A 23029-nucleotide genomic window follows, 5' to 3' on the forward strand; every position below is an offset into this window, starting at 1 on the left:
CGTGTCTCCTTTTCTCTAAAGAATTTTGGCTACATTCTTATCCATAACTGACGTTAAATAGGTGTGTCTAAGATTTCTACGATTAGGTATTTGTGAAAGGAGGCGATCGCCACTGCTATTTATCTTATCGACTTTGTGGATTCAAAGTATAAGCTCCCAGCAACAAGTTGTACGTTAAACTGTACAAGTAAGATTCGGTCAGCGATGCAAGATGCGTATTATTTCCTTTACCGAAGCACGAAAAAAATTAAAGGCAGTTCTTGATGCGGTATCTAACGATGCGGATTGCACTGTTATTACTCGCCGTGATGCCGAGGATGCGGTGGTGATGTCTTTAGAGTATTACAACAGTTTGATGGAGACGGTTTATCTACTGAAATCTCCTGCTAATGCGGCGCACCTGTCTCGTTCTATCGAGCAGTTTCGGGAAAGTCAGGTCACGGAACGAGATTTAATAGATGAATGATGTTCGCCGATTGGCTTGGACTGATGCAGCAGGGGAAGATTATTTGTATTGGCAGACCCAAGATCGTAAAACCCTGAAACGCATTAATCAGCTCATTCAAGATACTCGGCGATCGCCTTTTGAAGGTATGGGGAAACCAGAAGCACTCAAGGAGAATTTATCTGGTTTTTGGTCGCGCCGCATCGATGAAACCCACCGTCTTGTTTATGCGGTAGATGACAAATATTTAACGATCATTGCCTGCCGATACCATTACTGAGACAATCGCCTAAAAAATTATTGCCACAAGAAACGTACGTCTAATTCAAAGCCTACTAAAACATCTTCCCCGAAAAGCTTATCTGGCGCTTCTAGGATTTCTACAGGGCGATCGCCGCGATAGATCCCCACCCGCTTATTTTTCGGGTCGAGGAGCCAACCCAACCGACAACCATTTGCCTGATACTCTGCCATCTTTTCTGTGCCCAGCTTCCAAGAGTCAGAAGGCGACAGCAATTCAATTACAAAATCAGGGCAGAGCGGCAAAAATCCTTTGCGTTGCTCTGGCGTTAAGCTTTCCCATTTTTCTAGCGGAATCCATGAGACATCCGGAGAGCGATCACCCCCCTTTGGCAAAGAAAACCCAGTGGAAGAATCAAAAGCAACACCATCTTCCCGTGGTTCACTCCAAACAAATAATTTGCCGGATAGCCGAAAGTTACGAAAACCTGTTTCTCCACCAGTGGGAGCCATAACAATCAATTTTCCAGTAGGACTTCTTTCGAGTTTGCGGTCAGGATTGGCTTCGCAGAGGCGATAGAACTGTTCACGAGTCAGGTTGGTCAGGGGACTGAGATCGAGGACAAATGCAGTCATAGGATGAAACCGCGCGAGGAATTACTTTTTTTTAGGATAACAAGCATTTTTGGCACTGAAAGGGGCGATCGCCACCGTATCTTTTGTAAGACAAAAAGCAACCACTTAACGTTCTGCACGATGGAGCTCTTGACTAGATTTTTCAGCTAACACTTCATCCATCCAAGCATTAATACTTTTGCCCGCTTTAGTCGCCGCAAGATAAATCTGGCGATGGGTCTCAGGCGAAGTGCGATAGGGGAGACGACCCGAAAAAGGCTTATCAGGATCTTCGCCAACCTCTTCACAAAATTCTAAATAATCATCAACTGACTCATGAAAACATTGCACAGCTTCTTCAATGGTCTTGCCATGAAAAGTGATGACATCTCTAATATCGATCACAATACCGGATAAAAGATTTTCTTCAAAATCAATTTCAAATTTTCCTGTATATCCCTTATAAGTGGCTGTGTACATAGTTCTCCCTTTGAAGGAATTTATGTTGATTTTGATGGGGGATTTTACTCCCCCATTAAGTGGGTGATCAGAACAGTGTTTGCTCAGACAAATAACTAAGGTTTTTAATTAACCTTTAAATAACATTGGCGTTTTCTAGAAAGGTACGTATCCCCCTAACACAACCCCTCCCAACTTCATTATTGGGGTGAGGTTTATGGAAGGTTGCTTTAACCCCGTTAAGCAGGACTCGAACCCTTGAACCATTGCCCTGAGATACCGTCGCTCCCAATGCCTTAAACAGAGATTCAATGTCATCCCATTTAAGATTGGCGGGAGGAGGTGTGAGCTGAATGGCATCCAAAATCCGCTGCTGTTTTTTATTCATCTGTGATGGTGCTGATTTTCCCACTGTCTATGATATCGTTTTTTGATGTCACTTTTGGCGTTTGTTATTGATCATGTTTAGCAGAATCAAATATAAGAATTTAAACCCTCGCCAACAAGAAAGTTATAATTTTCAGAAAATTGCGGCACAACTTGCTGACTATGGTTTTAACTGTTTATGGCTTACAGATGACTGGCAAGGGGCTGATTTTATTGCCTGTCATATTGATGGCAATACTTTTCTGAAAGTTCAATTGAAAGGTCGCCTAACGTTTTCAAAAAAATATCGCAGCAAAGATATTTACATTGCTTTTAACCAAAATGCCCAATGGTTTGTTTACCCCCATGACCAGCTTTGTGACGACTTGATTAGTCTTGGATTAATGACTGGCTCTAAGTCGTGGGATGATCGTGGTGAATATAGTTGGCCAAAAATTCCTAAACATCTTGCGGGTCGGATGGAACAATATGCAATATGAGCTTGGAGAAAATGAATTTGGTAAGTACAGACAGCCAGAAAACGATGGCAATGCTTGGAGCTGGTGCGTGGGGCAGTGCTCTCGCCACTCTTGCTGCGGTGAATCATCATGAACTGCGGATCTGGTCGCGGCGGGGTGAGCTGAGTCTTGCTGAGGCGATCGCCGATGCGGATATTGTGCTGTTTGCCATTTCGATGAAAGGCGTGCGGAATGTCGCGGCACAGGTAAAAGAGATGGGGATTTCTGACAAAACAATTCTTGTAACAGCAACAAAAGGCCTTGACCCGAAAACGACCCTCACCCCATCTAGAATTTTGCAGGAAACATTTCCTAATAATCCCGTTGTGGTTTTATCGGGGCCGAATTTGTCGAAGGAAATTGAAGCGGGTTTACCGGCGGCGACGGTTGCGGCAAGCCATAATTTAGAGGCGGCGGAAACGATTCAAGCGGTGTTTTCTTCGGATTGTTTTCGGGTGTATACGAATAATGACCCCCTCGGTACGGAGCTGGGTGGCACGCTCAAAAATGTGATGGCGATCGCCGTCGGTGTTTGTGCCGGGTTAAAACTGGGAACCAATGCCCAATCAGCTTTAATCACGAGAGCTTTACCGGAAATTATGCGCATCGGCACTCACTTTGGAGCACAGCCAGAAACCTTTTTAGGATTAGCGGGATTGGGGGATATGTTAGCAACTTGTACTAGCCCGCTGAGTCGAAATTACCGCGTCGGTGCCGGATTAGCAGCAGGAAAAAATTTGGAGCAAATCCTTGCAGAATTAGGTAGTACAGCCGAAGGGGTGAACACCACCAAAGTTTTAGTAAATTTGGCGAACCGAGAAGGCATTCCCATCCCCATTTCCCGTCAGGTTTATCGTCTGCTTAAGGGGAAAATTTCGCCCCTCGAAGCCGTTAGCAATTTAATGGATCGTGAGCTGAAGCCGGAATCCTGCGACATTTTAGACGAGAGCGTTGGCTAGTATGAAGCGCCCCGGAAACTCTTCTAAGCCACCTGTTAATGTGGCGATCGCCCTTGGTAGTAATCTCGGCGATTCTCTGCAAACTCTCGAAGCTGCAATTACTGAAATTGAGCAAACACCAGAAATCACATTAATCGCAAAATCTGCGTGGTATCGCACCAAACCCATCGGCCCGCCCCAACCCGATTACATCAACGGCTGTATCACCTGTGAAACCGAATTAGAACCGGAAGCTTTACTAGCAAAATTGCACCAGATCGAATATCAATTTGGGCGGGAGCGTAAAGAGCATTGGGGCGCAAGAACCCTCGATTTAGACTTGATTTTGTATGGCGATCGCCGCATCAACACACCAACTTTGACAGTTCCTCATGCGAGAATGCAAGAACGAGCATTTGTCCTAGTGCCCCTCGCTGAAATTGCCGCCGATTGGGTTGATCCTCGCAATAATTTGACGGTAAAAGAGTTGGGCGATCGCCTACCCCAGAGCGATCTAAAGGACATCAAACCCCTTAAGATTTAAGCCTTTTTTTCTTTTGCTTTGCCTGTTTTTTCAGTTGAGCCAGTTTGTACTGCACCGCTTCAATGACCGTTTCGATCACAAAGACCCGCGCATAAAGTTTGTCATTAGCAGGGACAACCGTCCAAGGGGCAGCAGGGGTACTCGTACGGGCGATCGCCTGATTAATCGCCACATCATACAATCCCCATTTTTCGCGATTACGCCAATCCTCTTCCGTCAACTTATATTTTTTATAGGGGTCATTTTTGCGCTGTTCAAACCTTGCCAGTTGTTCCTGCTGATCAACATGGAGCCAAAATTTGACAATGACATAATCCGCATGGATTAGTTGCGCTTCAAACTCATTAATTTCCCGATAGGCCCGTCGCCATTCCCGCTCAGTCGCAAGATTTTCCACCCGCTCCACCAGCACTCGACCATACCAACTGCGGTCAAAAATCCCGATCGTCCCCTTACCCGGTAGCCGTCGCGAAAAGCGCCAGAGATAATGATATTGATTTTCCTCAGCAGTTGGCGCAGCAAAAGCATCGACTTTATAGCTACGCGGATCAAGCACCTCCGTTAACCGTTTAATCGCCCCACCTTTGCCCGCTGCATCCCAACCTTCAAACATCAGCAAAACGGGTAATTGTTGCCGATAAATTTGCTGCTGTAACTGGCGTAATTTTAACTGAGCAGCTCGTAGGCGTTCTTTGTACTCATCTGGTTCTAACTTCAAGCTCAGATCAACCTTGGCAAGGAAATCTGGTTCTGTCGCAAGAAGTCTTTGCTGGGGTTCGAGACGGACTTCCGTCGGCAGTGCTATGCGACGACGATCTAGCGCTTCGGTAATTGTCGCGACGAGCTGCGAGAGCACTTTTACCCTTGCCCAGCGTTTGTCATCTCCCTCTACTAAAATCCAAGGATCCGCGCCAGTACTGGTTTGAATCAGCATTTCTTCGGCGAGTTGACTATAGGTTTGATAATTTTCCGCTTGTTGCCAATCTTCTGGTCTAACGCGCCATGCATCCAGTTCATCCTTTGCGGCTTTTTTGAGACGTTTTTTTAGCTCATCTTCGGATAAATGAATCCAAAATTTGGCGATCGCCATGCCATCCTCAACGAGATGCCGCTCAAAACCATTAATTTCCCGCACAACAGTAGGCACATCACTGGGTTCAAGACGCTCAAATAATCTATCCTCAAGGAGATGGGTATACCAACTGTGATAGAAAAAGGCCACACGCCCCCGCGCTGGTAGCTTATGCCAAAATCGCCAAAGAAAAGGATAGCGTTTTTCTCGTTCCGACGGCTCAAAAATTGGTAAGACAGAGAACCCACGGGGATCCATATGGCGCGTCATTTTTTTGACCAAAGCCCCTTTCCCTGCCGCTGCCCACCCTTCAAGGACTACTGCAACGGGAAGTTTATGTTGCCAGCAAGCATTTTGTAGCGATCGCAGCTGACCCATCAACTCGTTCATTTGGGTTTTATAGTCTTGTTTAGAGAGAGTCAACTCTAAATCTAATATTTCAAGCACAGTGCACGACAGCAAGGGTTTTGCCGGAGAAAATTATCTGCTCTCTAGTATGGAAGGATTTTTCGAAAAATTTCTGGCGATCGCCGCAAAAGTTTATGAAGACCACCCTTTGTTCACTATTAACGGAGATTTTTCCGGCAATACTTATCTTTATCGGGTAATATTTTGCATTGGCTCCGGACAAAATAGCGTCAAACTTGTCGCATCCCACTCTGGTATTTTCTTGTCCCCTAAGCCCGGCTGCGGTGATTCACAAATGATTGTTTTAATCTCGGCTTGATTTTGATACAACGTTGTCGCGCCCGTATAAGCTCTAATACTTTCTTCTACCAAGGGGATAGCTATGACTGAGCCTTGGGTTTTCGTCACGACAAAACTGTAGGAATAATATTGTGACTGTTTATTTTGCACAATATTGAGGCGATCAACACTATCAGCAAATTCAAGTCGCTCCATCATATAAGCTTGCTGGGCTCGGTTGATGGAACCAACAAATAATTTTGCCTCGGACTGGCGTGCTTTAGCTGCTTGGCTGAGGAAGGCTGGCAAGGCGATCGCCGACAAAATACCAATAATAATAATGACAATCAATAATTCGATCAGCGTAAATCCTGAAATCAGCTCAAACTTATTTTTTTTTGGACGTAAGCGTAAAAATTCCAGAATATCCATGCAAACCCCAGCGATGCAATAACAATAGGCCGAAGCCTCTAATAAGCTACCCATTTCGTTTCCCTAGACCATCAGGGTAAATACTTACGTGGCAGCATTTTTGCCTCTGTTTTGTCTCCGTAGATCTCTCGGACATCAAGCCCAATCAAGTCGCCCTTGACGCATTGCAATCACAAAATATGGTTTGCCACTATCGAGCATTGTTTACCAAGACAAATTTTTTCAGCAAATCACCTCTACAGAACAATCGGGGGAAAAACAGGAAGTCCCGACAATAAAAAATATGTACGAAGTCCCATCGGCGTTGTGTCAACGGTTTAATCTCTGGTGAGACAGACCCCGGCTCCCGCCGAGTGGCGATCGCCAAAATCCCCAACACGATTGCCCAAGAAGGAACAAAAGCCATCCAAAAATTAAGTTATGCTTAAAGAGTGAATGCTTTAAAGAGTCTGTAAACCAAGCACAACAGCTCCATCAGCCATCTACTACTGCTACGTTTTTATTCTGATTACTTCGGCAACATTTCATGGATACCAAAGCTTTTAGTGAGCTTTTCCCCCTTTTCGGTAACGCTAACCCTGAAACCATCGAATCCTTGCTATCGATCACCACCGAGCATGAATATCCAGTCGGACGAACTGTGCTGATGGAAGACTCTTGGGGAAATGCAGTCTACTTTATCCAGTCCGGTTGGGTCAAAGTACGGCGCTTAACCGGTGACAGCACAATGACCCTTGCGATTTTAGGTCAAGGGGATTTTTTTGGGGAAATGGCGATTCTGGATGAGTCCCCCCGCTCCACCGATGTTGTTGCCCTATCCCAGGTGAAGTTACTCAGTATTTCAGCCCAACGGTTTATTCAGACTTTATTTCGGGATCATCAGCTCCACCACAAAATGTTGCAGCTCATGGTGCAGCGGCTGCGTAATGCCAATGCCCGTTTCCAATGGCGCAATCAACCGCCGGCGCTCAAACTGGCAAAGATGTTGATTTTGCTCGCAGAAAGCTATGGCGAACCAACGGATCAGGGTGTGAAAATTATTAATATCCCTGCCACGGATCTCGCAGAGGTTGCCGATATTAAACCCAAGGAAGTCGACATCATTCTCACGAAGCTCCGCAGTAAAGGCTGGCTGGAGATGGACGATGCTACTATTCACTTTATTAATTTCAAGCAGTTATCAAAGCTAGCCGGACGGGCTTAGGCTGAATTTTACTAATGGTTCAAACAGTTACTTCTTCGCAGATTTCGCAGGCAACTCAAGATGAAACATCGGTAGAAATTGTGTATGGGGTGGCAATGCCGAATCCCCACCAACATTTATTTGAGGTCACGATTCAGATTAACCATTGGTCAGCAATGCTGCTGGATCTAAAGATGCCTGTGTGGACACCGGGGTCTTATTTGGTGCGGGAATATGCTCGCCATGTGCAGGATTTTCAGGCGATCGCCACAGCGACAGAAAAACCATTAGCTTGGCAAAAACAAGGCAAAAACCATTGGCAAATTGCGACGGATGCGACTGAGTCAATTACGGTTAAATATCGTGTCTTTGCAAATGAATTAACGGTACGAACCAATCACCTTGATAGTACTCACGGTTACTTTAATGGGGCAGCTATTTTTTGCTTTGTGCCTGACTACCAAAATCAGTCTTTTATCCTTGAGGTAGAGCCACCCGATGAAGCTTGGCAAATTAGTACGACATTACCCCTTTTAGAAGACTCTGAGACGCAGTTTTGGGTCGAGAATTTTGATGTCTTAGTGGATAGTCCAGTTGAAGTTGGTATCCATGAAAGTCATGAATTTCTCTATGCCGATAAACCCCACCGTTGGGTGGTTTGGGGTGATGGTGATTTTGATGCAGACAAGGCGATCGCCGACACGAAAAAAATTATTGCAATAGAAGCCGACATCTACGGCGGTGGCTTACCCTACGACGAATATATGTTCCTGCTCCATTTATCCAGTAGCGGCTATGGCGGCCTAGAGCACAAAGAAAGCTGTTCTTTAAATTATCCCCGTTTCGGCTTTGGCGACCACAATAACTACAACCGTTTTATGCAACTCGTTGCCCACGAATTTTTCCATTTGTGGAATATTAAACGCATCCGCCCGAAAGCCCTTGAAACCTTCGATTATGAAAACGAAAACTACACCACTTCTCTGTGGTTTGCCGAAGGGGTGACGAGCTACTACGATCTCATCATTCCGCGCTGGGCTGATATTTACGACGATGACTTTTTCCTAGAGAGCTTGGGTAAAGACATAACCCGTTATCTCAATACGCCGGGACGCTTTGTGCAGCCCCTAGCCGAGTCTAGTTTTGATGCTTGGATTAAGCTATATCGTCGCGATGCTAATAGCAATAATAATCAAATGTCCTACTACCTCAAGGGGGCAATGGTGTCGTTAATGCTGGATCTGATTATCCGCGATCGCCACGATAATCAAAAATCCCTTGACGATGTAATGCAGCGGATGTGGCAAGAATTTGGGAAGGATGAAATTGGTTTTACGCCGAAGCAAGTGGAAACGGTTATTGCTGAAGTTGCAGGCTGTGATTTGACAGATTTCTTTAATCGTTATCTGTATAGCACTGAGGAACTTCCCCTTGAAAAATCCCTTGAATCTTTTGGTTTAATCCTCAAGCCAATTTACGACGATAAAAAAATCCCCTATTTCGGTGCAGAGATCAAAGACGAAAACAACCGCACCCTCGTTAAATCCATCGAAAGCGGCTCCCCATGCCACATCGCCGGGATTGATCCGGGGGACGAAATTTTGGCGATCGCCGACTATCGCGTCAATGCCGAGCAAGTAAGCAAACGCCTTCAGAACTACCATGCAGGTGATACAATTTCGATCACGCTTTTTCAGCAAGATCAATTAAAAACCCTTGCCGTAACCCTCGCTGAACCCCAGCCTAGCAGTTACCAAGTGAAGAAAAATCCCGACGCATCTGACCAACAAAAAGCGAAGTTGACAGGTTGGCTCTGCCACTAATCCCACTCCTTTCCTGTTCGTCAGACCCCCACCTTGATATTTAAACATCGACTTAAACCGTCCGTTCCTTAACCTAATGCATAATTTTCTCCCTACCGCCTATTTCCAAGGAAAATTTGTTCCGTTTGCAGAGGCTAATATTTCCATCGCAACCCACGCGCTACATTATGGTACGGGAGCATTTGGAGGGTTACGGGGGATTCCCGATCCGCATGATGCCAACCAAATTTTGTTATTCCGTTTAGATCGTCACTGTCGCCGCTTGAGTAATAGTGCAAATTTTTTACAATTTGATTTACCTGCGGACAAAATTGAACATGTCATTGTTGATTTTGTGCAGAAAAATCGCCCGGCAAAATCGTTTTATATTCGTCCCTTTGTCTATACTTCTGATCTTGGTATTGCGCCCCGTCTCCACAAAATTGAAAAAGACTTTTTTGTTTACGGTTTAGAGTTGGGGGATTACCTGTCGCCGGAAGGGATTTCCTGTCGCATTAGCTCTTGGACACGCCAAGAGGATCGCAGTTTTCCATTGCGGGGCAAAATTAGTGGTGCATATATTGCGTCTGCCTTGGCAAAATCTGAAGCGGTTGCGTCCGGATTTGATGAAGCTTTACTGATGAATTCCCAAGGGAAAGTTTGTGAAGCGTCTGGGATGAACGTGTTTATCGTGCGCGATGGCAAATTGATTACCCCCGGTTCGGATCAAGATATCCTCGAAGGCATTACCCGCGACAGCATCATTACTTTGGCGAAAAAATTTGGCATTGAGGTGATTGAGCGTCCCATTGATAAGACGGAATTACTCATTGCGGATGAAGTTTTTCTGAGTGGTACGGCAGCAAAGGTTACACCCGTCAAGCAAATCGAAAATTATAAATTACCCGGCGATCGCCCCATCACTGAAAAGCTACGGGAAAAACTAACGGCAATTACTCAAAACCAAGACAGTGAATTTTCTGAGTGGGTTTACAAAATCCCCTTGAGTTAAGGGCACGACATGATTACTGAAAACTGAAAATTGTGTTTTAGGCGGCCACCTCTGCTTGGACAAAGGTTAGTTTACCGAACTGAATTTCATCAAGGACGCGGTTAATGGTGTGTCGTTCGTCTTGATTGACCAAGCCATCATTTAAACAACTGCTCATGAGCTGCATATGCTCCTCACGAGTGAGTTCACCGGTGCTAAGGATGCGTTCGCAAACTTGTTGAATGTTCATCACAATCGCTATGTTGTTGGTGGTGGGCATGGCTCAAACGAGGCAGACATTACAGCTAGTTTAAAACCAATCTTGGTATTATCGATGCGACCCTTTGAAATATTGCTCAAAAATTATGGAAATTGTTCGTCTACCAGCGTTTCACGATAATTATATTTTTGTTTTGGGCGATCGCCTCTCTGGTTTAGCGGCGGTGGTTGATCCGGGGGATGGTGGCGTTGTTTTAGATTATTTGCGGCAGGAAAATTTACAGTTAACGGCTATTTTAATTACTCATCACCACCATGATCATGTGGGGGGAAATCGGCAATTATTGGCACAGTTTCCAAATGCGAAAGTGTATGCCAGCGACCATGATGGACAAAAGGGACGCATTCCCGGTCAGACCAATATTCTCAAAGAAGGCGATCGCCTGAATGTATTAGATCGCACCGCTGAAATTTTATTTGTGCCCGGCCATACCCAAGGCCATATTATTTACTATTTTCCCCCGACAAAACCGGAGGGCACAGGGGATTTATTTTGTGGCGATACTCTGTTTGCGGGGGGCTGTGGACGGCTTCTGGAAGGAAACCCGGCGCAAATGTGGCGATCGCTGCAACGAATACGTACGCTACCAGATAAAACCCGCGTGTGGTGTGCCCATGAATATACCCTCAAAAATTTGCGATTTGCGACGAGTTTAGATATTGACAATATTCAGCTATACCAACGATTTGAGGAAGTGAAAGCCTTAAGACAACAGGGTCAAGCGACAGTACCCAGTTTGCTCGCCATTGAAAAACAAACCAATCCTTTTCTGCGATGTGACCAGCCAGAGGTACAAGCTGCCGTTAGCCATCACGAACCCCAACGGGTCTTTGCAAAACTACGGGGTAAGCGGGATTTATTTTAGATTTCGACTGGAGATTTGGCGATCAATGTGGCGATCGCCAGATGTTTTCGCCCAATGAAAAAAAGCCCAATTCATTAGATATTTTTACCTAAAATCCGTAGGCTCTACGCCGTCAGAAAGATTACGGAAATTCCAAAAAAGACTAAGGTAAAAGATGATCTTTTTAAAACGCAATTTTCATAACATTTAGGTGATTTTCCTTGAAATACTTAGGTTTTTGCCAACCGCCGCAAACCCCCATGGGCAAGCATTAAATCATCCCTTTTTCATCAGTAACCCGCAATTTATCTTCGGTGACTTCCATAATGCCTACTGCGATTACATCTGAACAGGTTCATCAGATCGTCTCCAACTACCACGACAATCCCCACACAATTTTGGGCTGTCATCCTGTCGAAATTGATGGCGCATCAACGTGGTCAGTGCGTGCCTTTCTGCCCAAAGCCGAGCAAGCTTGGGTTGTTGACCCTGTATCACAGCAGGAATATCCCATGGCAGCGGTACATCATCCCCACTTTTTTGAATGTGTTGTCGAACAGGAAATATCACCACAATATCAACTGAAATATAAGTGCGGCGATCGCCACATCACCATTTTCGACCCCTATTCATTTGGTGAACCCCCCCACTTTAGCGATCTAGACTTACACCTATTTGCCGAAGGAAATCACCACCGCATTTACGAAAAACTAGGTGCACATCCCCTAACCCTAAACGGCGTTGACGGCGTTTATTTTGCCGTTTGGGCTCCCAATGCCCGCAACGTTTCTGTCATTGGAGATTTCAACGCATGGGATGGTAGAGAGCACCAAATGCGCAAGCTCAATGGCGCAATATGGGATATTTTCGTTCCAGAACTGAGTACCGGCGCAAAATATAAATACGAAGTAAAAAACCAAGCAGGACATATCTACGAAAAGTCCGATCCCTACGGCTTTTTCCAAGAAGTACGCCCCGACTTTGCCTCCATCGTCACCGACTTAAACCAATACCAATGGAACGATGCTGAGTGGATTGAACAACGTACCAAGACCGATCCCCTCAAAGTGCCCATTTCCATCTACGAACTCCATTTAGGATCGTGGCTCCATGGCTCTGCCGAAGAAAAAATGCAATTACTTTCAGGCGAGGCAGAACCTATTCCCGTTAACGAAACCAAAGAAGGAGCACGGTACCTCAGCTATTACGAGCTGGCCGATCAGCTAATTCCTTACATCAAAGAGCTGGGCTATACCCACATCGAATTACTCCCGATCGCCGAGCATCCCTTTGATGGTTCTTGGGGTTATCAAGTGACGGGATATTATGCGCCGACATCGCGCTTCGGTAACCCAGAAGATCTAATGTATTTCATCGACAAATGTCACGAAAATGGCATTGGTGTCCTTGTGGATTGGGTTCCCGGTCACTTCCCTAAAGACAGCCATGGATTAGCATTTTTTGACGGTACACACCTCTACGAACATGCTGATCCCCGCAAAGGCGAACATAAAGAATGGGGCACATTAATCTTTAACTACAACCGCAACGAGGTGCGCAATTTCCTCATCGCCAATGCGCTGTTTTGGTTCGATAAATATCACATTGATGGTATTCGGGTAGATGCAGTAGCTTCAATGCTGTACCTCGACTATGACCGCGAAGATGGCGAGTGGGTTGCCAACGATTACGGTGGTAACGAGCATTTAGAAGCCGTTGAGTTTTTGCGTCAAACCAATAATTTAATTTTCAAATATTATCCCGGTGCGATTTCCGTGGCGGAGGAATCCACTGCATGGCCGATGGTTTCTCGTCCCACATACCTCGGTGGCTTGGGCTTTAACCTGAAGTGGAATATGGGCTGGATGCACGACAACCTCGACTATTTCAGCATGGATCCTTGGTTCCGTCAGCATCACCAAAACAGCATTACCTTCAGTATGTGGTATCACTTCAGCGAGAACTACATGTTGGCGCTGTCCCACGATGAAGTCGTGCATGGCAAGAGTTCGATTATCGGTAAGATGCCCGGTGATGAGTGGCAGAAGTTTGCTAATGTGCGGGCTTTGTTTGCCTACATGTTTATGCACCCCGGCAAGAAAACCATGTTTATGAGCATGGAGTTCGGGCAGTGGAATGAGTGGAATGTTTGGACTGACCTCAACTGGGATCTGTTAAATCATGAACCCCATGCCAAGCTCAAAGGTTTCTTCTCTGAACTAAATGCTTTCTATAAAGATCAACCTGCGCTTTATGAGCGGGATTTTGAGGAAGAGGGTTTTCAATGGATTGACTGCTCGGATAATCAAAATAGTGTGGTGTCGTTTATTCGCCGTGCAAAGGATCCGAATGATTTCTTAATTGTGGCTTGTAATTTTACGCCGCAATTACATCGGCATTATCGCATTGGGATGCCGGAGCCGGGTTGCTACAACGAAGTCTTTAATAGTGATGTCGAGACGTTTGGTGGCAGTAACCAGAAGAATTTTGGTGGGGTTTGGGCAGAGGACTGGGGAATGCATGGTTTGCCCTACTCGGCGGATCTTTGTTTGCCTCCCCTCGGTGTGGTCGTTTTAAAACTAGATCGCAAGCGTACCGCTGAGGCGATCGCCGCGAAAAAGGATAAAGCTGAATAGACGACATTTTTAAAGTCGGTAAATTTAATCGAGTTGGTGGGGGCGTTTTGCGAAATGCCCCTACTTTTTTTGATAAAGGAAGACGGGGATTAATTCCAATCGCCTTGCAAGATAAATGCTGCCCAATATTGCGGATGACTCCACTTGGTTTCTTCGCGCATTTCCCGTTGGGTTTTCTTCAGAGCAGCAGCGGCAGTGAGCCCGTCTTCGAGTAGATTTCGGTAAAAACGGGTCATAAATTCGGCGGTGGCTTTGTCGTCTACACTCCACAAACTCATTAGCAAGCGTGGGGTTCCGGCATACATAAAACCGCGGCTTAAACCCAGCATTCCTTCGCCGGGAACTTCCTCACCAATCCCTGTCTGGCAGGCACTGAGTACAACGAGACTGGCGTTAAGCTGCATATTAAAAATACTATCGAGCCGCAAGAAACCGTTTTGGGAATTGCCTTGTTCATCTACCAGCGAAAAAACTAAGCCTGATTGTTCGGGTTTGGTTTTATGAAAAAAACCGTGGGTCGCAAAGTGGACAATATCGTAATCTTCGAGGCGATCGCCCTTTTCAAAAAAACAAAACCCACAAAAGTTACTCTTCTTCCGATTCTTCGAGAATTGCGCCTTCGTAGAGCATCATCACCGGACATTCAAACTCAATGCTGGGAATGACAAGCATTTCATCTAGAGCATAGTCACTGTAGCCCCACATTTTTCCCGTTTGCCGCTGGTACATCTCCACAGAAACCCGCTGACTATCAATCAAAATATATTCCTGTAAACTCTGTATTTGGCGATATAGCTTGAGCTTGCGACCTTGATCATAACGAGCATTGCTAGGCGACAAGACTTCTACAATCACTTTGGGGTGCTGGATAAATTGATTATTTTTCTTGTCATCAGGATGGCAAGTCACCACCAAGTCAGGATAAAAATATCGCTTTGTTTTAGAATCCTGTACCTTTACGTCCGACACAAAAGTTTCACATCCTCTCGTCTGTAAATGAGGAAATAAAGCGCGGTATAAATTCAGGTAAATTCTCGCGTGTGTTACTGTTCCACCCGTCATTGCAATAATTTCACCGTCAATATATTCATACTTAATATCCTGAGTTGCTTCCCATTCGAGATATTCTTCCGGTGTCATTTTTCTGGGAAGTTCGGCAGCAGCAATCATAGGATTTACTCGATTTCGCAAACTATATTTTTAATTTTAACGACGAACTTAGATGGCGATCGCCCTTTTGCCTTCTGCGTTATTTGATGAGATTGGAAAAAAGCAATGAGTCGGTATTAAACAATTATGGATATGGAGGCGATCGCCCTCATTTTTGAAACTTCGGCAACCCAGTTAATCTTGCTTTTTTGTTCTTTCAATTTCGCGGCGTAGCTCTTCTACTTGACGACGTAAATTATCCACATCATCATTTTTCTCTTCCGTTTCCACCTCTACCGAGCCAGACTCACCCCGGGCATAATGCCCCGCTTTAATATCTTGATATTCCTTCGACTCATCCCAATCCTTAATAAATTTAAGACGTTCCACAGGGAAAGGATGCCCAAGAAAAGTGCCGTTGCCACCGTTGTAAATGAGAAATTTGTAAATCTGGTTGAGCTGCTCTTGATCAAGGTCTTGATAATCCTGGGACTGCTGAGTAAATTCGCTCAAACTGACTTCATTGGCGTATTTCATGCTGCCGCCAGACAGCTTCATCATGGTACGAAAAATCGGATTGAGGTCGTCCGTGACGAGGAGAGCAGCCCGATCTGCTGATAGTTCCGCTTTACGCCGCCATTCATAAAAAGCATAAAGCAGACCTGTGGTGATCACATTTCCTAAGCCAAGGGTTACTTCTCCCACAAAAGATGCGGCTCCCATTGCCCACATTGCCATCTGGGTGAGGACTGGGTGTTCACATTGGAGATGTCCTAGCTCATGGGCAAGCACCGTCCGTAATTCGTCTTCTTCTAATAGGTCGAGTAGGCCGCTATTGACAACAATATAGGGGTGTTCTGTACCGAGGGTGTAGCTATTGACGCGGGGATTTTGATCGACGTACAGGGTCGGCTCAATACTGACATCCAGATCCCGCACACATTCTCGAAACATGCCATAAAGCGTCGAGTACTGACGAGGCCCCGCTTTAATGGTGTTCCCCATTAAATAAATTTGCTGGGGTCGCTCATAGATATATTCTACAAAGCGACTAGCCAGTAATTTAAAGCCGGGTAAGTTGCGGAGGGCTTCCTCTGCCTGTCGATCTAGGGGATGGCGAAAGGCTTCGCTCGAAATTCCGGGATAGGTCGGCATGAATATTTTCCTCCGCTTTTTTCTGTGTCGCGTCTAAACTGTGGCTTTCTCTAACATTAGCTTAGATGACTTGATGGCATCGGGAATCTCAATGGGATAGTTACCGTCAAAACAAGCGGTACAGAAATGTTTGGGGTTTTCGTTGGTTACTTTTAGCATGCCTTCTTTGCTGAGGTAAGTCAGGGAGTCTACTTCGATCTGCTCGGCGATCGCCTGTTGAGATTTAGTGGCGGCGATTAGCTGTTCTTGGTTATCGGTATCGATGCCATAGAAACAAGGGTGGGTCACAGGGGGCGAAGAAATACACATATGAACTTCTTCCGCACCAGCTTGACGCAGGGCGCGCACAATTTTACGGCTGGTGGTTCCCCGCACAATGGAATCATCAACGATCACAATGCGTTTACCATGCAATACATCTTTTAGGGGATTGAGTTTCATACGAATACCCACTTCCCGCATGTGCTGGGTGGGTTGGATAAAGGTACGACCCACGTAGCGATTTTTGATTAAACCTTCGCCAAAGGGAATACCAGACTCGCGGGAAAAACCGATCGCCGCCGGAATCCCGGAATCGGGGACACCCATCACAAGATCAGCATCAATTTGAGATTCCCGTGCCAACTGAGCACCAAGGCGGAGGCGGTAGCTAAACAGCGTTTCGTCGTGGAACAGACTATCAGGGCGAGCAAAATAAATCATTTCAAACACACAGAGCTTTTGCTCTGGCTGTGTATTCCACTGGGTTGATTCGATGCCTGCTTCCGTAATCCACACCATTTCGCCGGGATTAACATCGCGGATATAATCTGCGCCAATAATATCGAGGGCACAGGTTTCAGAAGCAAGGACAAATCGCTCTGTACCATCCTCTTCTTCTAAGGTGCCTAAAACGAGGGGGCGTACACCATGGGGATCCCGCGCACCGATTAAACCCTCTGGCGTACCAATCACAAGACTATAGGCACCAGAGCAGAGCTTAAATGCCGCAATGGCAGCATCATGCCAACTCATACCTTGATCGACATAAATGGCGATCGCCTTAGCGATCATTTCCGAGTCAGTGGTCGTATGGAAATCGAGATGATCATTGAGGGATTCAAGCTTTTCCTTTAACTCAATCGTATTAACGAGATTACCGTTATGGGCGAGGGCTAAAGTACCGAGGCGGGTCTCTTCTAAAGCAGGTTGCGCATTGCAACTATGACTAGAGCCCGTTGTGGAATAGCGATTGTGACCCACCGCCCAAATGCCCTGTAGTTCTGCTAGTTTATCTTCGCTAAAGACATGGGAAACCAAGCCCATATCTTTATGGCAGTGGATACGATCACGATCAAAGGTTGCAATCCCAGCGGATTCTTGCCCCCGATGTTGTAGAGCAAAGAGTCCAAAGTATGCCAGCTTTGCCACTTCTTCTGTGGGGGCATAGATACCGAAAACGCCGCAATATTCTTTTGGCTTGTCAGATTCAATGTTGGCATGGACAGTTTGGGGGACAGTCATCCTACAGGTTGCGCTCCTAGCGTGAATTTAGGTGAAAACAAAAAAAGCAAGTATAGCAACGTTAGAAATTCAGTTAAATACTGAACAAATAACGTGACTTTAATGGAACTTAATATGGGTTTAACATCTCGATTATCAACTATTTTCGGCCTTTGACAAGGGAATTATGCTTTCGTTAGTTTATTTTTTGAGGATTTTCTGGTAAGCATTCTTGACATTGACTGGGCGATCGCCCCTTTATCCTTTGCGAATCACGGCAACCGAGGCAAGAGCTTTTTTAAAAGTTTATCAATCGTGCAAATTTATTTATAAACGTCGCAGGAGATTACAGCCGTGGGTGTCTGTGCCGCAGGTTAGCCATAGATTATATTGTTCTCCCATGGTTTGCATCGCAGCGGTGTGCTTGTCACTAGAGCGCCAAGGATTAGGATTACTGTAGGCGTAATAGGCTTCGATGCCATCAAACCCCTGTTCCACGGCTGCCGGAACCAAATCCTGGGCAGGACGACGATACCGCGCTGGATGGGCTAATACGGCTAAACCTCCTGCTTGATGGATCGCGGCGACAATGGTTTGGGCTGCGGCGCGATCGCCCTGCTGGATTTCCCGCTGACGATAGGGCTCTAGGTCTGGATGGTCGGGATCAAAACCGTAACCCAAAATATGCACCCCAGTATCGAGGAGCACGCCATTAATTTCGATACCTGTCCAGAGTTGGGGGACGGGTTGAGTTTGTGATTTTTGTTGCTCTGCTAGGTAGGCTTGGGCTTGCCAAAAGCCATTAACGGTATGGTGATCGGTAATGGCAAAACCCGATAAACCGATGGCGATCGCCTGATCGACAATTTGTTCTGGTGTTAGCTGCCCATCGGAAAAGACCGAGTGCATATGAAAGTTGTAGTGGAGAGGACAACTCGTTGGGGTGATGCTACGCCAAGCACCTTTTAAAGCTTGTACGTCTTGAGCCGCAGTGGCCACAGACAAAGTGGAAGTCATAGTTATAATCGCGATCTATGTCAGAGCGCAGAACGGAGACAAGGCAAGAAATTAAGGTGAATTTAAGGGGCGATTATTCTAAATACAAAAATATGAAGACAATGTAAATCTTTATTTAATACAGTCACCATAACAGAGATTTCTTGATCCCGAATCGGTTGTGACTAGAACAGGTTATTAAATTATGTGATGGAGATGATGACTAATGCTGAGGTTGAATATTGTTAACTTGTCCCAAAGTGAATGCTCGCCCCATTACAAATTCGACTGATATTGCTTACTGTTCCTATTCTAAAAGGGATATTAGAAAGCGGTGGCTACAGACCAAGATTTATGACCACTCGTTTAAGTTGCCGTGGTGGGCAAGTCGTGCAGAACCGTAGGCGGCCTCCGGATTTGGGGAGATGAGCACCGGGCAGGAAAATTGTTTTTGACGCATGGTTGTCCAAGTTGGATTTTGAGCGCCGCCCCCTGCGGTAAAAATTTTGGTGGGTTTTGGTGCGCCTAATTCTTGTAATTTGTCGTAGCCCATCGCTTCAATGTGGGTAATGCCTTCTAGCAAACCTTGGAAAAATTGGCGATCGCCGTCAGGTCGTGGCGTTAAGCGGGGTTCTAAATTGGGATCATTAATCGGAAAGCGATCGCCGGGCTTGAGGAGGGGGTAATACGCTAAGCCTGTGCTGATGTGGGGATTAATTTCATCACTCAGTCGACGGATAGCTGGCTCATCAAAAAAGTGTTTTAGGACGGCTCCCCCTGTATTTGACGCACCGCCTGTCAGCCACAGCTGCCCAAAACGATGGCTATAAACACCTGCTGCTTGGTCATTTACCGGGCGATCGCTGAGTAACTTGACAACAAGGGTTGAACCTAATGAAGTGACTGCTTCACCCACTTTGCTCGCGCCACTGGCCATAAATGCGGCAATACTATCTGTTGTGCCTGCCCGTATCTGGCAATGGGGGTTGATCTGAAATTGGGTGGCGATCGCTCCAGAGATTTTTCCGATACTTGCTCCGGGTGTTTTTACCGCCGGCAATAATTTAAACAAAGAAGTGCTTTGCAGCCAGGCGGGATAAAGGCATTTTTCAACATCAAAGCCGAGCTTCAGGGCATTGTGGTAATCGCTGATGCCCCATTGACCATGCAGCAATCCGGCTAACCAGTCGGCCTGGTGCAGAAAATATTGGGCGTGATCCGTGAAACCCTCCGCTTGAAACCAGAGTAATTTTGCCAAGCTTGATGTGGCTGATTGCACGAGGTGTCCGGTGGGGGCTAAATCTGCCAGTTGGGTTAATTGGGATCGCCCCCGATCATCGTTATACAGAAGCGCTTCTGATCGGGGTTTCCCGGCTGCGTCGCAGAGTAACACTGTGCCTGAGGTGCCATTAATGGCGATCGCCCTAAGATGTTTCGCGATGTCTTGCTGAAGGGCATCGAGTAATTTAAATAATGTCTGCTGCCAAGCTGTCGGAGTTTGCGCGGCTAGGGAATAGGTGATGGTTTGCGCAATGGTGTGGTCTGCATCGATGGCGATCGCCCTTGCCCCGGAGGTGCCAAAATCAATGCCAAGAAAGTAGGTCATATTCCGTAAATTTTGTCACTAATTCAACCGATAATCCCATGATTGCGACCCTCATGATTCCCAAGCTTTTAGGCAGCAAGACCCAAAAAGTGATGAATGTCACCATACAAATTTAAGGGAAATTTTGTCCTATTCTCAGCTTCTTTAACCGGAGCATGGGCGATGATCAACGAAGACAAAGGTAGTAGTTTAGTGGTTGCATAAAAAATGAGGAAAGCTCTAGGTCAATGTTTCCTTGGTAGCTTGGCGATCGCCCTAGGCCTAACGACGACCATCCCTAGTTTTGCCCAGACGACCAGCGACGCTGTTGTGGCGATGGAACAAAGTTTTGAACGTGAATTTGAGACTTATTTTGGTCGTGATTTAGCAACGGTTACCCAGTCCCCCGCAGAGATGGGGGCAACCTTGGCACGGATGGGCGCAGAGACAGATACAAAGCCTGCCGTCATTTGGGCAATGTCTAGGGAAGACCATTTACATTTAGTGCTTGTCACGTCAACGGGAGAACCCATTGTTCGGGATCTCTATGATGTCCCCCAAGAAAAGCTTGAGGCGATCGCCAGTCGCTTTACCCAGAGCCTCACCAATCCCCGCCGCCCCTTTGATCAAGAAACGGCTCGCCAACTATACCAATGGTTATTAGAACCGTTTGAATTGGATTTTTTGCGGCCTGAGGAGATTGACACGATTTTATTTTGCTTAGGCGATGGCTTACGTGGTATTCCCCTAGCGGCTTTGCATGATGGCGATCGCTTTTTGATTGAAAAATATGCCCTCACCCGTATTCCAGCCTTCAACCTCATTGCCCACGAATACGGCGATATTCAACGGGGTAACATTTTAGCCATGGGAGCGTCAAAATTTGAAGAGCTTAGCCCATTACCCGCAGTGCCCCTAGAGCTAGCCACGATTGTCAAACAAGGGCGATCGCCCTTGCCCACCCAAACACCGCGGCAAAAACTGTCTATTCTCAATGATGATTTTACTGGCGTTGACCTACAGGCATTACTCAGCAATCGCCAATTTGATATTGTGCATTTTGCTACCCATGCTGATTTTTTGGCGGGTCGTCCCAGCGAATCCTACATTCAGTTTTACGACCAGAAAGTTACTTTAGAGGACATTCCGAAATTTAACTGGCATCAAGCGAATGTCGATTTACTAGTCCTAAGCGCTTGCCGTACGGCAGTGGGAGATGGCGAAGCAGAGCTGGGATTTGCCGGACTTGCACTACAGCTGGGGATTAATTCGGCGATCGCCACCCTATGGAATATCAGCGATGCAGGAACCCTGACTCTAATGGGCGATTTCTACCAAGAGCTATCATTGCAAAATACTAAAGCTGAAGCCCTCCGCCAAGCCCAACTCACACTACTCAAGGGAGATGTAAACTTCGACGGCGATCGCCTCTTATTAGCGCGCGGTAGCATTGTCCCCATTCCCGCCTCCCTAAGTGACCAAATTCCCACTGCCGAAGAGCTAAAGCACCCTTACTATTGGGCAGGATTTAGTATGATTAGCAGCCCTTGGTAAAGGAAACCCCATGTGCCCTGAAGTTTGAAGACAAGCATTTTCGGTCTCTGCAAAATAGCAACGCGCAGACGACATTAGTCGATTCAATATCTTGACTTAAACAATCAACCACAGTCGAACCAGAACCCAAACAGCAAAACAGCATAACTCTGGCAACCTACAAATAGACAATGGACAACCATCACCAAGCGATTAATGCAAGCCTATTTGCCAATAAATCGCTTGAGTCACTGCGAGGAAATTTAGTTATTTTGCCTCCAGAAAATGCTCCCCATGCCGACTACACCAGTGAAATTAGTGATTATTTAACCTGAGTTTTGCTTAAGGGTACTCGGCAATACGACGCGGCGAATCAGAGAGCGAGAGATCGGGAGATGTTTTATCCAAACAATCCTAGGGGTCAAAAAACGCAAATTTTCGTTGGTTCTCCGTGTCTCTACCTCTCCTTGTCTTCTTTTCTTTAAAGAAATATCAGCTAAATTCTTATCCATAACTGACGTTATTTAAGATAAAGTTTTGACTTAAAAGGATTCACAATGATCGTACAGACAGAAGCTTGACGAGCTTTTAGACCTGAGTGATTTAGATGCAGAGATGATCGAAAAAACGCATCACCGCCGAGGAAGCCATTTACACTCACCCTGATAACGACATAGTGCATTGGAATGATGCCGATTTGCAGAAAATATTTGACGATCTAAAAGTTAAAACTCAGCCCCAAAAAGACATTAAATCTACTCAAATTTTTATTAGTCCGCCATAACAAAACCATTAGTTTACATCCCAAAATCCCAAACGCCCTGCATACATCGATCATCTCCGCACCCAACTCCCTAACCCCGAAATCCAACACATCAAAACCCAATTCGAGCAGCAAATCCTCAACCAAACCATGCCGTGGCAAAACACGATGCTCTGGCTCTCTACATCTAGGCTATAAAACCAGCCTCAGCCAAGACTCACTGAACTCCCCATTACTATTGCCCTTGGGACAGCTAGTGAACGTGAGTTTTGCTTAAGCATGCTCGGAAGTACGACGCGGTGAATGGGAGAGCG

24 protein-coding genes are annotated in these 23029 nt (G+C 46.0%); 12 read left to right on the forward strand and 12 right to left on the reverse strand.

All coding sequences use genetic code 11. The features are described from left to right. The first annotated feature begins 211 nt into the window (after positions 1 to 211). Entirely contained in the window at positions 212 to 466 is a 255-nt protein-coding gene (locus NIES208_RS16360) for a type II toxin-antitoxin system Phd/YefM family antitoxin (protein ID WP_075894056.1), read from the forward strand. Beyond that, positions 459 to 725 (forward strand): Txe/YoeB family addiction module toxin, encoded by a 267-nt coding sequence (locus NIES208_RS16365; protein WP_075894057.1) that lies wholly within the window; start codon positions 459 to 461, stop codon positions 723 to 725. The genes NIES208_RS16360 and NIES208_RS16365 overlap by 8 nt, the downstream gene beginning before the upstream one ends. 17 nt (positions 726 to 742) lie before the next feature. On the opposite strand, the gene NIES208_RS16370 is transcribed toward NIES208_RS16365, so the two are convergent. The 3 genes from NIES208_RS16370 to NIES208_RS16380 form a co-directional block, all read right to left on the reverse strand. Further along, complete coding sequence (locus NIES208_RS16370) at positions 743 to 1321, reverse strand: Uma2 family endonuclease (protein WP_075894058.1); 579 nt, start codon at positions 1319 to 1321, stop codon at positions 743 to 745. Between the two features lie 105 nt (positions 1322 to 1426). Then, on the reverse strand, positions 1427 to 1780 hold the full coding sequence (locus NIES208_RS16375) for a type II toxin-antitoxin system HicB family antitoxin (protein WP_075894059.1): 354 nt from the start codon (positions 1778 to 1780) through the stop codon (positions 1427 to 1429). Between the two features lie 115 nt (positions 1781 to 1895). After that, complete coding sequence (locus NIES208_RS16380; RefSeq protein ID WP_075894060.1) at positions 1896 to 2147, reverse strand: type II toxin-antitoxin system HicA family toxin; 252 nt, start codon at positions 2145 to 2147, stop codon at positions 1896 to 1898. Between the two features lie 73 nt (positions 2148 to 2220). On the opposite strand from NIES208_RS16380, the gene NIES208_RS16385 reads away from it, so the two are divergent. Genes NIES208_RS16385 through folK form a run of 3 tightly spaced genes read left to right on the forward strand, consistent with a single transcriptional unit; the run spans position 2221 to position 4125 of the window. Further along, positions 2221 to 2625 carry a hypothetical protein gene (locus NIES208_RS16385; RefSeq protein WP_075894061.1) on the forward strand — a complete coding sequence of 135 codons (405 nt, stop codon included), beginning with the start codon at positions 2221 to 2223 and terminating at the stop codon, positions 2623 to 2625. A gap of 11 nt (positions 2626 to 2636) precedes the next feature. Then, complete coding sequence (locus tag NIES208_RS16390; protein WP_084176669.1) at positions 2637 to 3602, forward strand: NAD(P)H-dependent glycerol-3-phosphate dehydrogenase; 966 nt, start codon at positions 2637 to 2639, stop codon at positions 3600 to 3602. 1 nt (position 3603) lies between these two features. Next, positions 3604 to 4125 carry a 2-amino-4-hydroxy-6-hydroxymethyldihydropteridine diphosphokinase gene (gene folK, locus NIES208_RS16395; protein ID WP_075894063.1) on the forward strand — a complete coding sequence of 174 codons (522 nt, stop codon included), beginning with the start codon at positions 3604 to 3606 and terminating at the stop codon, positions 4123 to 4125. On the opposite strand, the gene pap is transcribed toward folK, so the two are convergent. Together pap and NIES208_RS19750 are read right to left on the reverse strand one after the other, a co-directional pair. Then, the gene (gene pap, locus NIES208_RS16400) at positions 4115 to 5644 is read right to left on the reverse strand and encodes a polyphosphate:AMP phosphotransferase (RefSeq protein WP_075894064.1); all 1530 of its coding nucleotides are present in this window, start codon (positions 5642 to 5644) and stop codon (positions 4115 to 4117) included. The two genes, folK and pap, sit on opposite strands and share 11 nt — an antisense overlap. 150 nt (positions 5645 to 5794) lie before the next feature. Next, positions 5795 to 6370, reverse strand: a complete 576-nt coding sequence (locus tag NIES208_RS19750; RefSeq protein WP_139325089.1) for a type IV pilin-like G/H family protein — start codon at positions 6368 to 6370, stop codon at positions 5795 to 5797. Between the two features lie 472 nt (positions 6371 to 6842). Between NIES208_RS19750 and NIES208_RS16410 the strand changes: the two genes are divergently transcribed. From NIES208_RS16410 to NIES208_RS16420, 3 genes are all read left to right on the forward strand, one after another. Continuing rightward, positions 6843 to 7520, forward strand: a complete 678-nt coding sequence (locus NIES208_RS16410) for a Crp/Fnr family transcriptional regulator (RefSeq protein ID WP_075894065.1) — start codon at positions 6843 to 6845, stop codon at positions 7518 to 7520. A 14-nt stretch (positions 7521 to 7534) separates the two neighbouring features. Next, the gene (locus tag NIES208_RS16415; protein WP_075894066.1) at positions 7535 to 9322 is read left to right on the forward strand and encodes a M61 family metallopeptidase; all 1788 of its coding nucleotides are present in this window, start codon (positions 7535 to 7537) and stop codon (positions 9320 to 9322) included. A 76-nt stretch (positions 9323 to 9398) separates the two neighbouring features. Continuing rightward, positions 9399 to 10313 (forward strand): branched-chain amino acid transaminase, encoded by a 915-nt coding sequence (locus tag NIES208_RS16420; protein ID WP_075894067.1) that lies wholly within the window; start codon positions 9399 to 9401, stop codon positions 10311 to 10313. A gap of 37 nt (positions 10314 to 10350) precedes the next feature. Here the strand turns inward: NIES208_RS16420 and NIES208_RS16425 are convergent, their stop codons facing one another. Beyond that, the gene (locus NIES208_RS16425) at positions 10351 to 10542 is read right to left on the reverse strand and encodes a hypothetical protein (protein ID WP_225875337.1); all 192 of its coding nucleotides are present in this window, start codon (positions 10540 to 10542) and stop codon (positions 10351 to 10353) included. Between the two features lie 115 nt (positions 10543 to 10657). Between NIES208_RS16425 and gloB the strand changes: the two genes are divergently transcribed. Both gloB and glgB read left to right on the forward strand, forming a co-directional pair. Further along, complete coding sequence (gene gloB, locus NIES208_RS16430; protein WP_075894069.1) at positions 10658 to 11437, forward strand: hydroxyacylglutathione hydrolase; 780 nt, start codon at positions 10658 to 10660, stop codon at positions 11435 to 11437. A gap of 305 nt (positions 11438 to 11742) precedes the next feature. Beyond that, positions 11743 to 14052 carry a 1,4-alpha-glucan branching enzyme gene (gene glgB / locus NIES208_RS16435; RefSeq protein ID WP_075894070.1) on the forward strand — a complete coding sequence of 770 codons (2310 nt, stop codon included), beginning with the start codon at positions 11743 to 11745 and terminating at the stop codon, positions 14050 to 14052. An 89-nt stretch (positions 14053 to 14141) separates the two neighbouring features. On the opposite strand, the gene NIES208_RS16440 is transcribed toward glgB, so the two are convergent. The 6 genes from NIES208_RS16440 to NIES208_RS16465 all read right to left on the reverse strand — a co-directional run bounded on the left by NIES208_RS16440 (position 14142) and on the right by NIES208_RS16465 (position 20440). Then, positions 14142 to 14585: a CHAT domain-containing protein gene (locus NIES208_RS16440; protein ID WP_084176670.1), complete on the reverse strand. Its 444-nt coding sequence runs from the start codon at positions 14583 to 14585 to the stop codon at positions 14142 to 14144. 52 nt (positions 14586 to 14637) lie between these two features. Next, positions 14638 to 15222, reverse strand: coding sequence for a Uma2 family endonuclease (locus NIES208_RS16445; protein ID WP_075894072.1), 585 nt, complete (start codon positions 15220 to 15222; stop codon positions 14638 to 14640). A 174-nt stretch (positions 15223 to 15396) separates the two neighbouring features. Next, positions 15397 to 16356 (reverse strand): M48 family metallopeptidase, encoded by a 960-nt coding sequence (locus NIES208_RS16450; protein ID WP_075894073.1) that lies wholly within the window; start codon positions 16354 to 16356, stop codon positions 15397 to 15399. A 33-nt stretch (positions 16357 to 16389) separates the two neighbouring features. After that, positions 16390 to 17859 carry an amidophosphoribosyltransferase gene (purF, locus tag NIES208_RS16455; protein WP_075894074.1) on the reverse strand — a complete coding sequence of 490 codons (1470 nt, stop codon included), beginning with the start codon at positions 17857 to 17859 and terminating at the stop codon, positions 16390 to 16392. Positions 17860 to 18165: 306 nt separating this feature from the next. Further along, positions 18166 to 18855: a PHP domain-containing protein gene (locus NIES208_RS16460; RefSeq protein ID WP_075894075.1), complete on the reverse strand. Its 690-nt coding sequence runs from the start codon at positions 18853 to 18855 to the stop codon at positions 18166 to 18168. A gap of 331 nt (positions 18856 to 19186) precedes the next feature. Next, complete coding sequence (locus tag NIES208_RS16465) at positions 19187 to 20440, reverse strand: FGGY-family carbohydrate kinase (RefSeq protein WP_075894076.1); 1254 nt, start codon at positions 20438 to 20440, stop codon at positions 19187 to 19189. A 207-nt stretch (positions 20441 to 20647) separates the two neighbouring features. Between NIES208_RS16465 and NIES208_RS16470 the strand changes: the two genes are divergently transcribed. Continuing rightward, entirely contained in the window at positions 20648 to 21973 is a 1326-nt protein-coding gene (locus NIES208_RS16470) for a CHAT domain-containing protein (RefSeq protein ID WP_075894077.1), read from the forward strand. Between the two features lie 170 nt (positions 21974 to 22143). Then, the gene (locus NIES208_RS19115; RefSeq protein WP_171971795.1) at positions 22144 to 22287 is read left to right on the forward strand and encodes a hypothetical protein; all 144 of its coding nucleotides are present in this window, start codon (positions 22144 to 22146) and stop codon (positions 22285 to 22287) included. The last annotated feature ends 742 nt before the right edge of the window (positions 22288 to 23029 follow it).

Source organism: [Limnothrix rosea] IAM M-220 (assembly GCF_001904615.1).
Taxonomy (GTDB): domain Bacteria; phylum Cyanobacteriota; class Cyanobacteriia; order Cyanobacteriales; family MRBY01; genus MRBY01.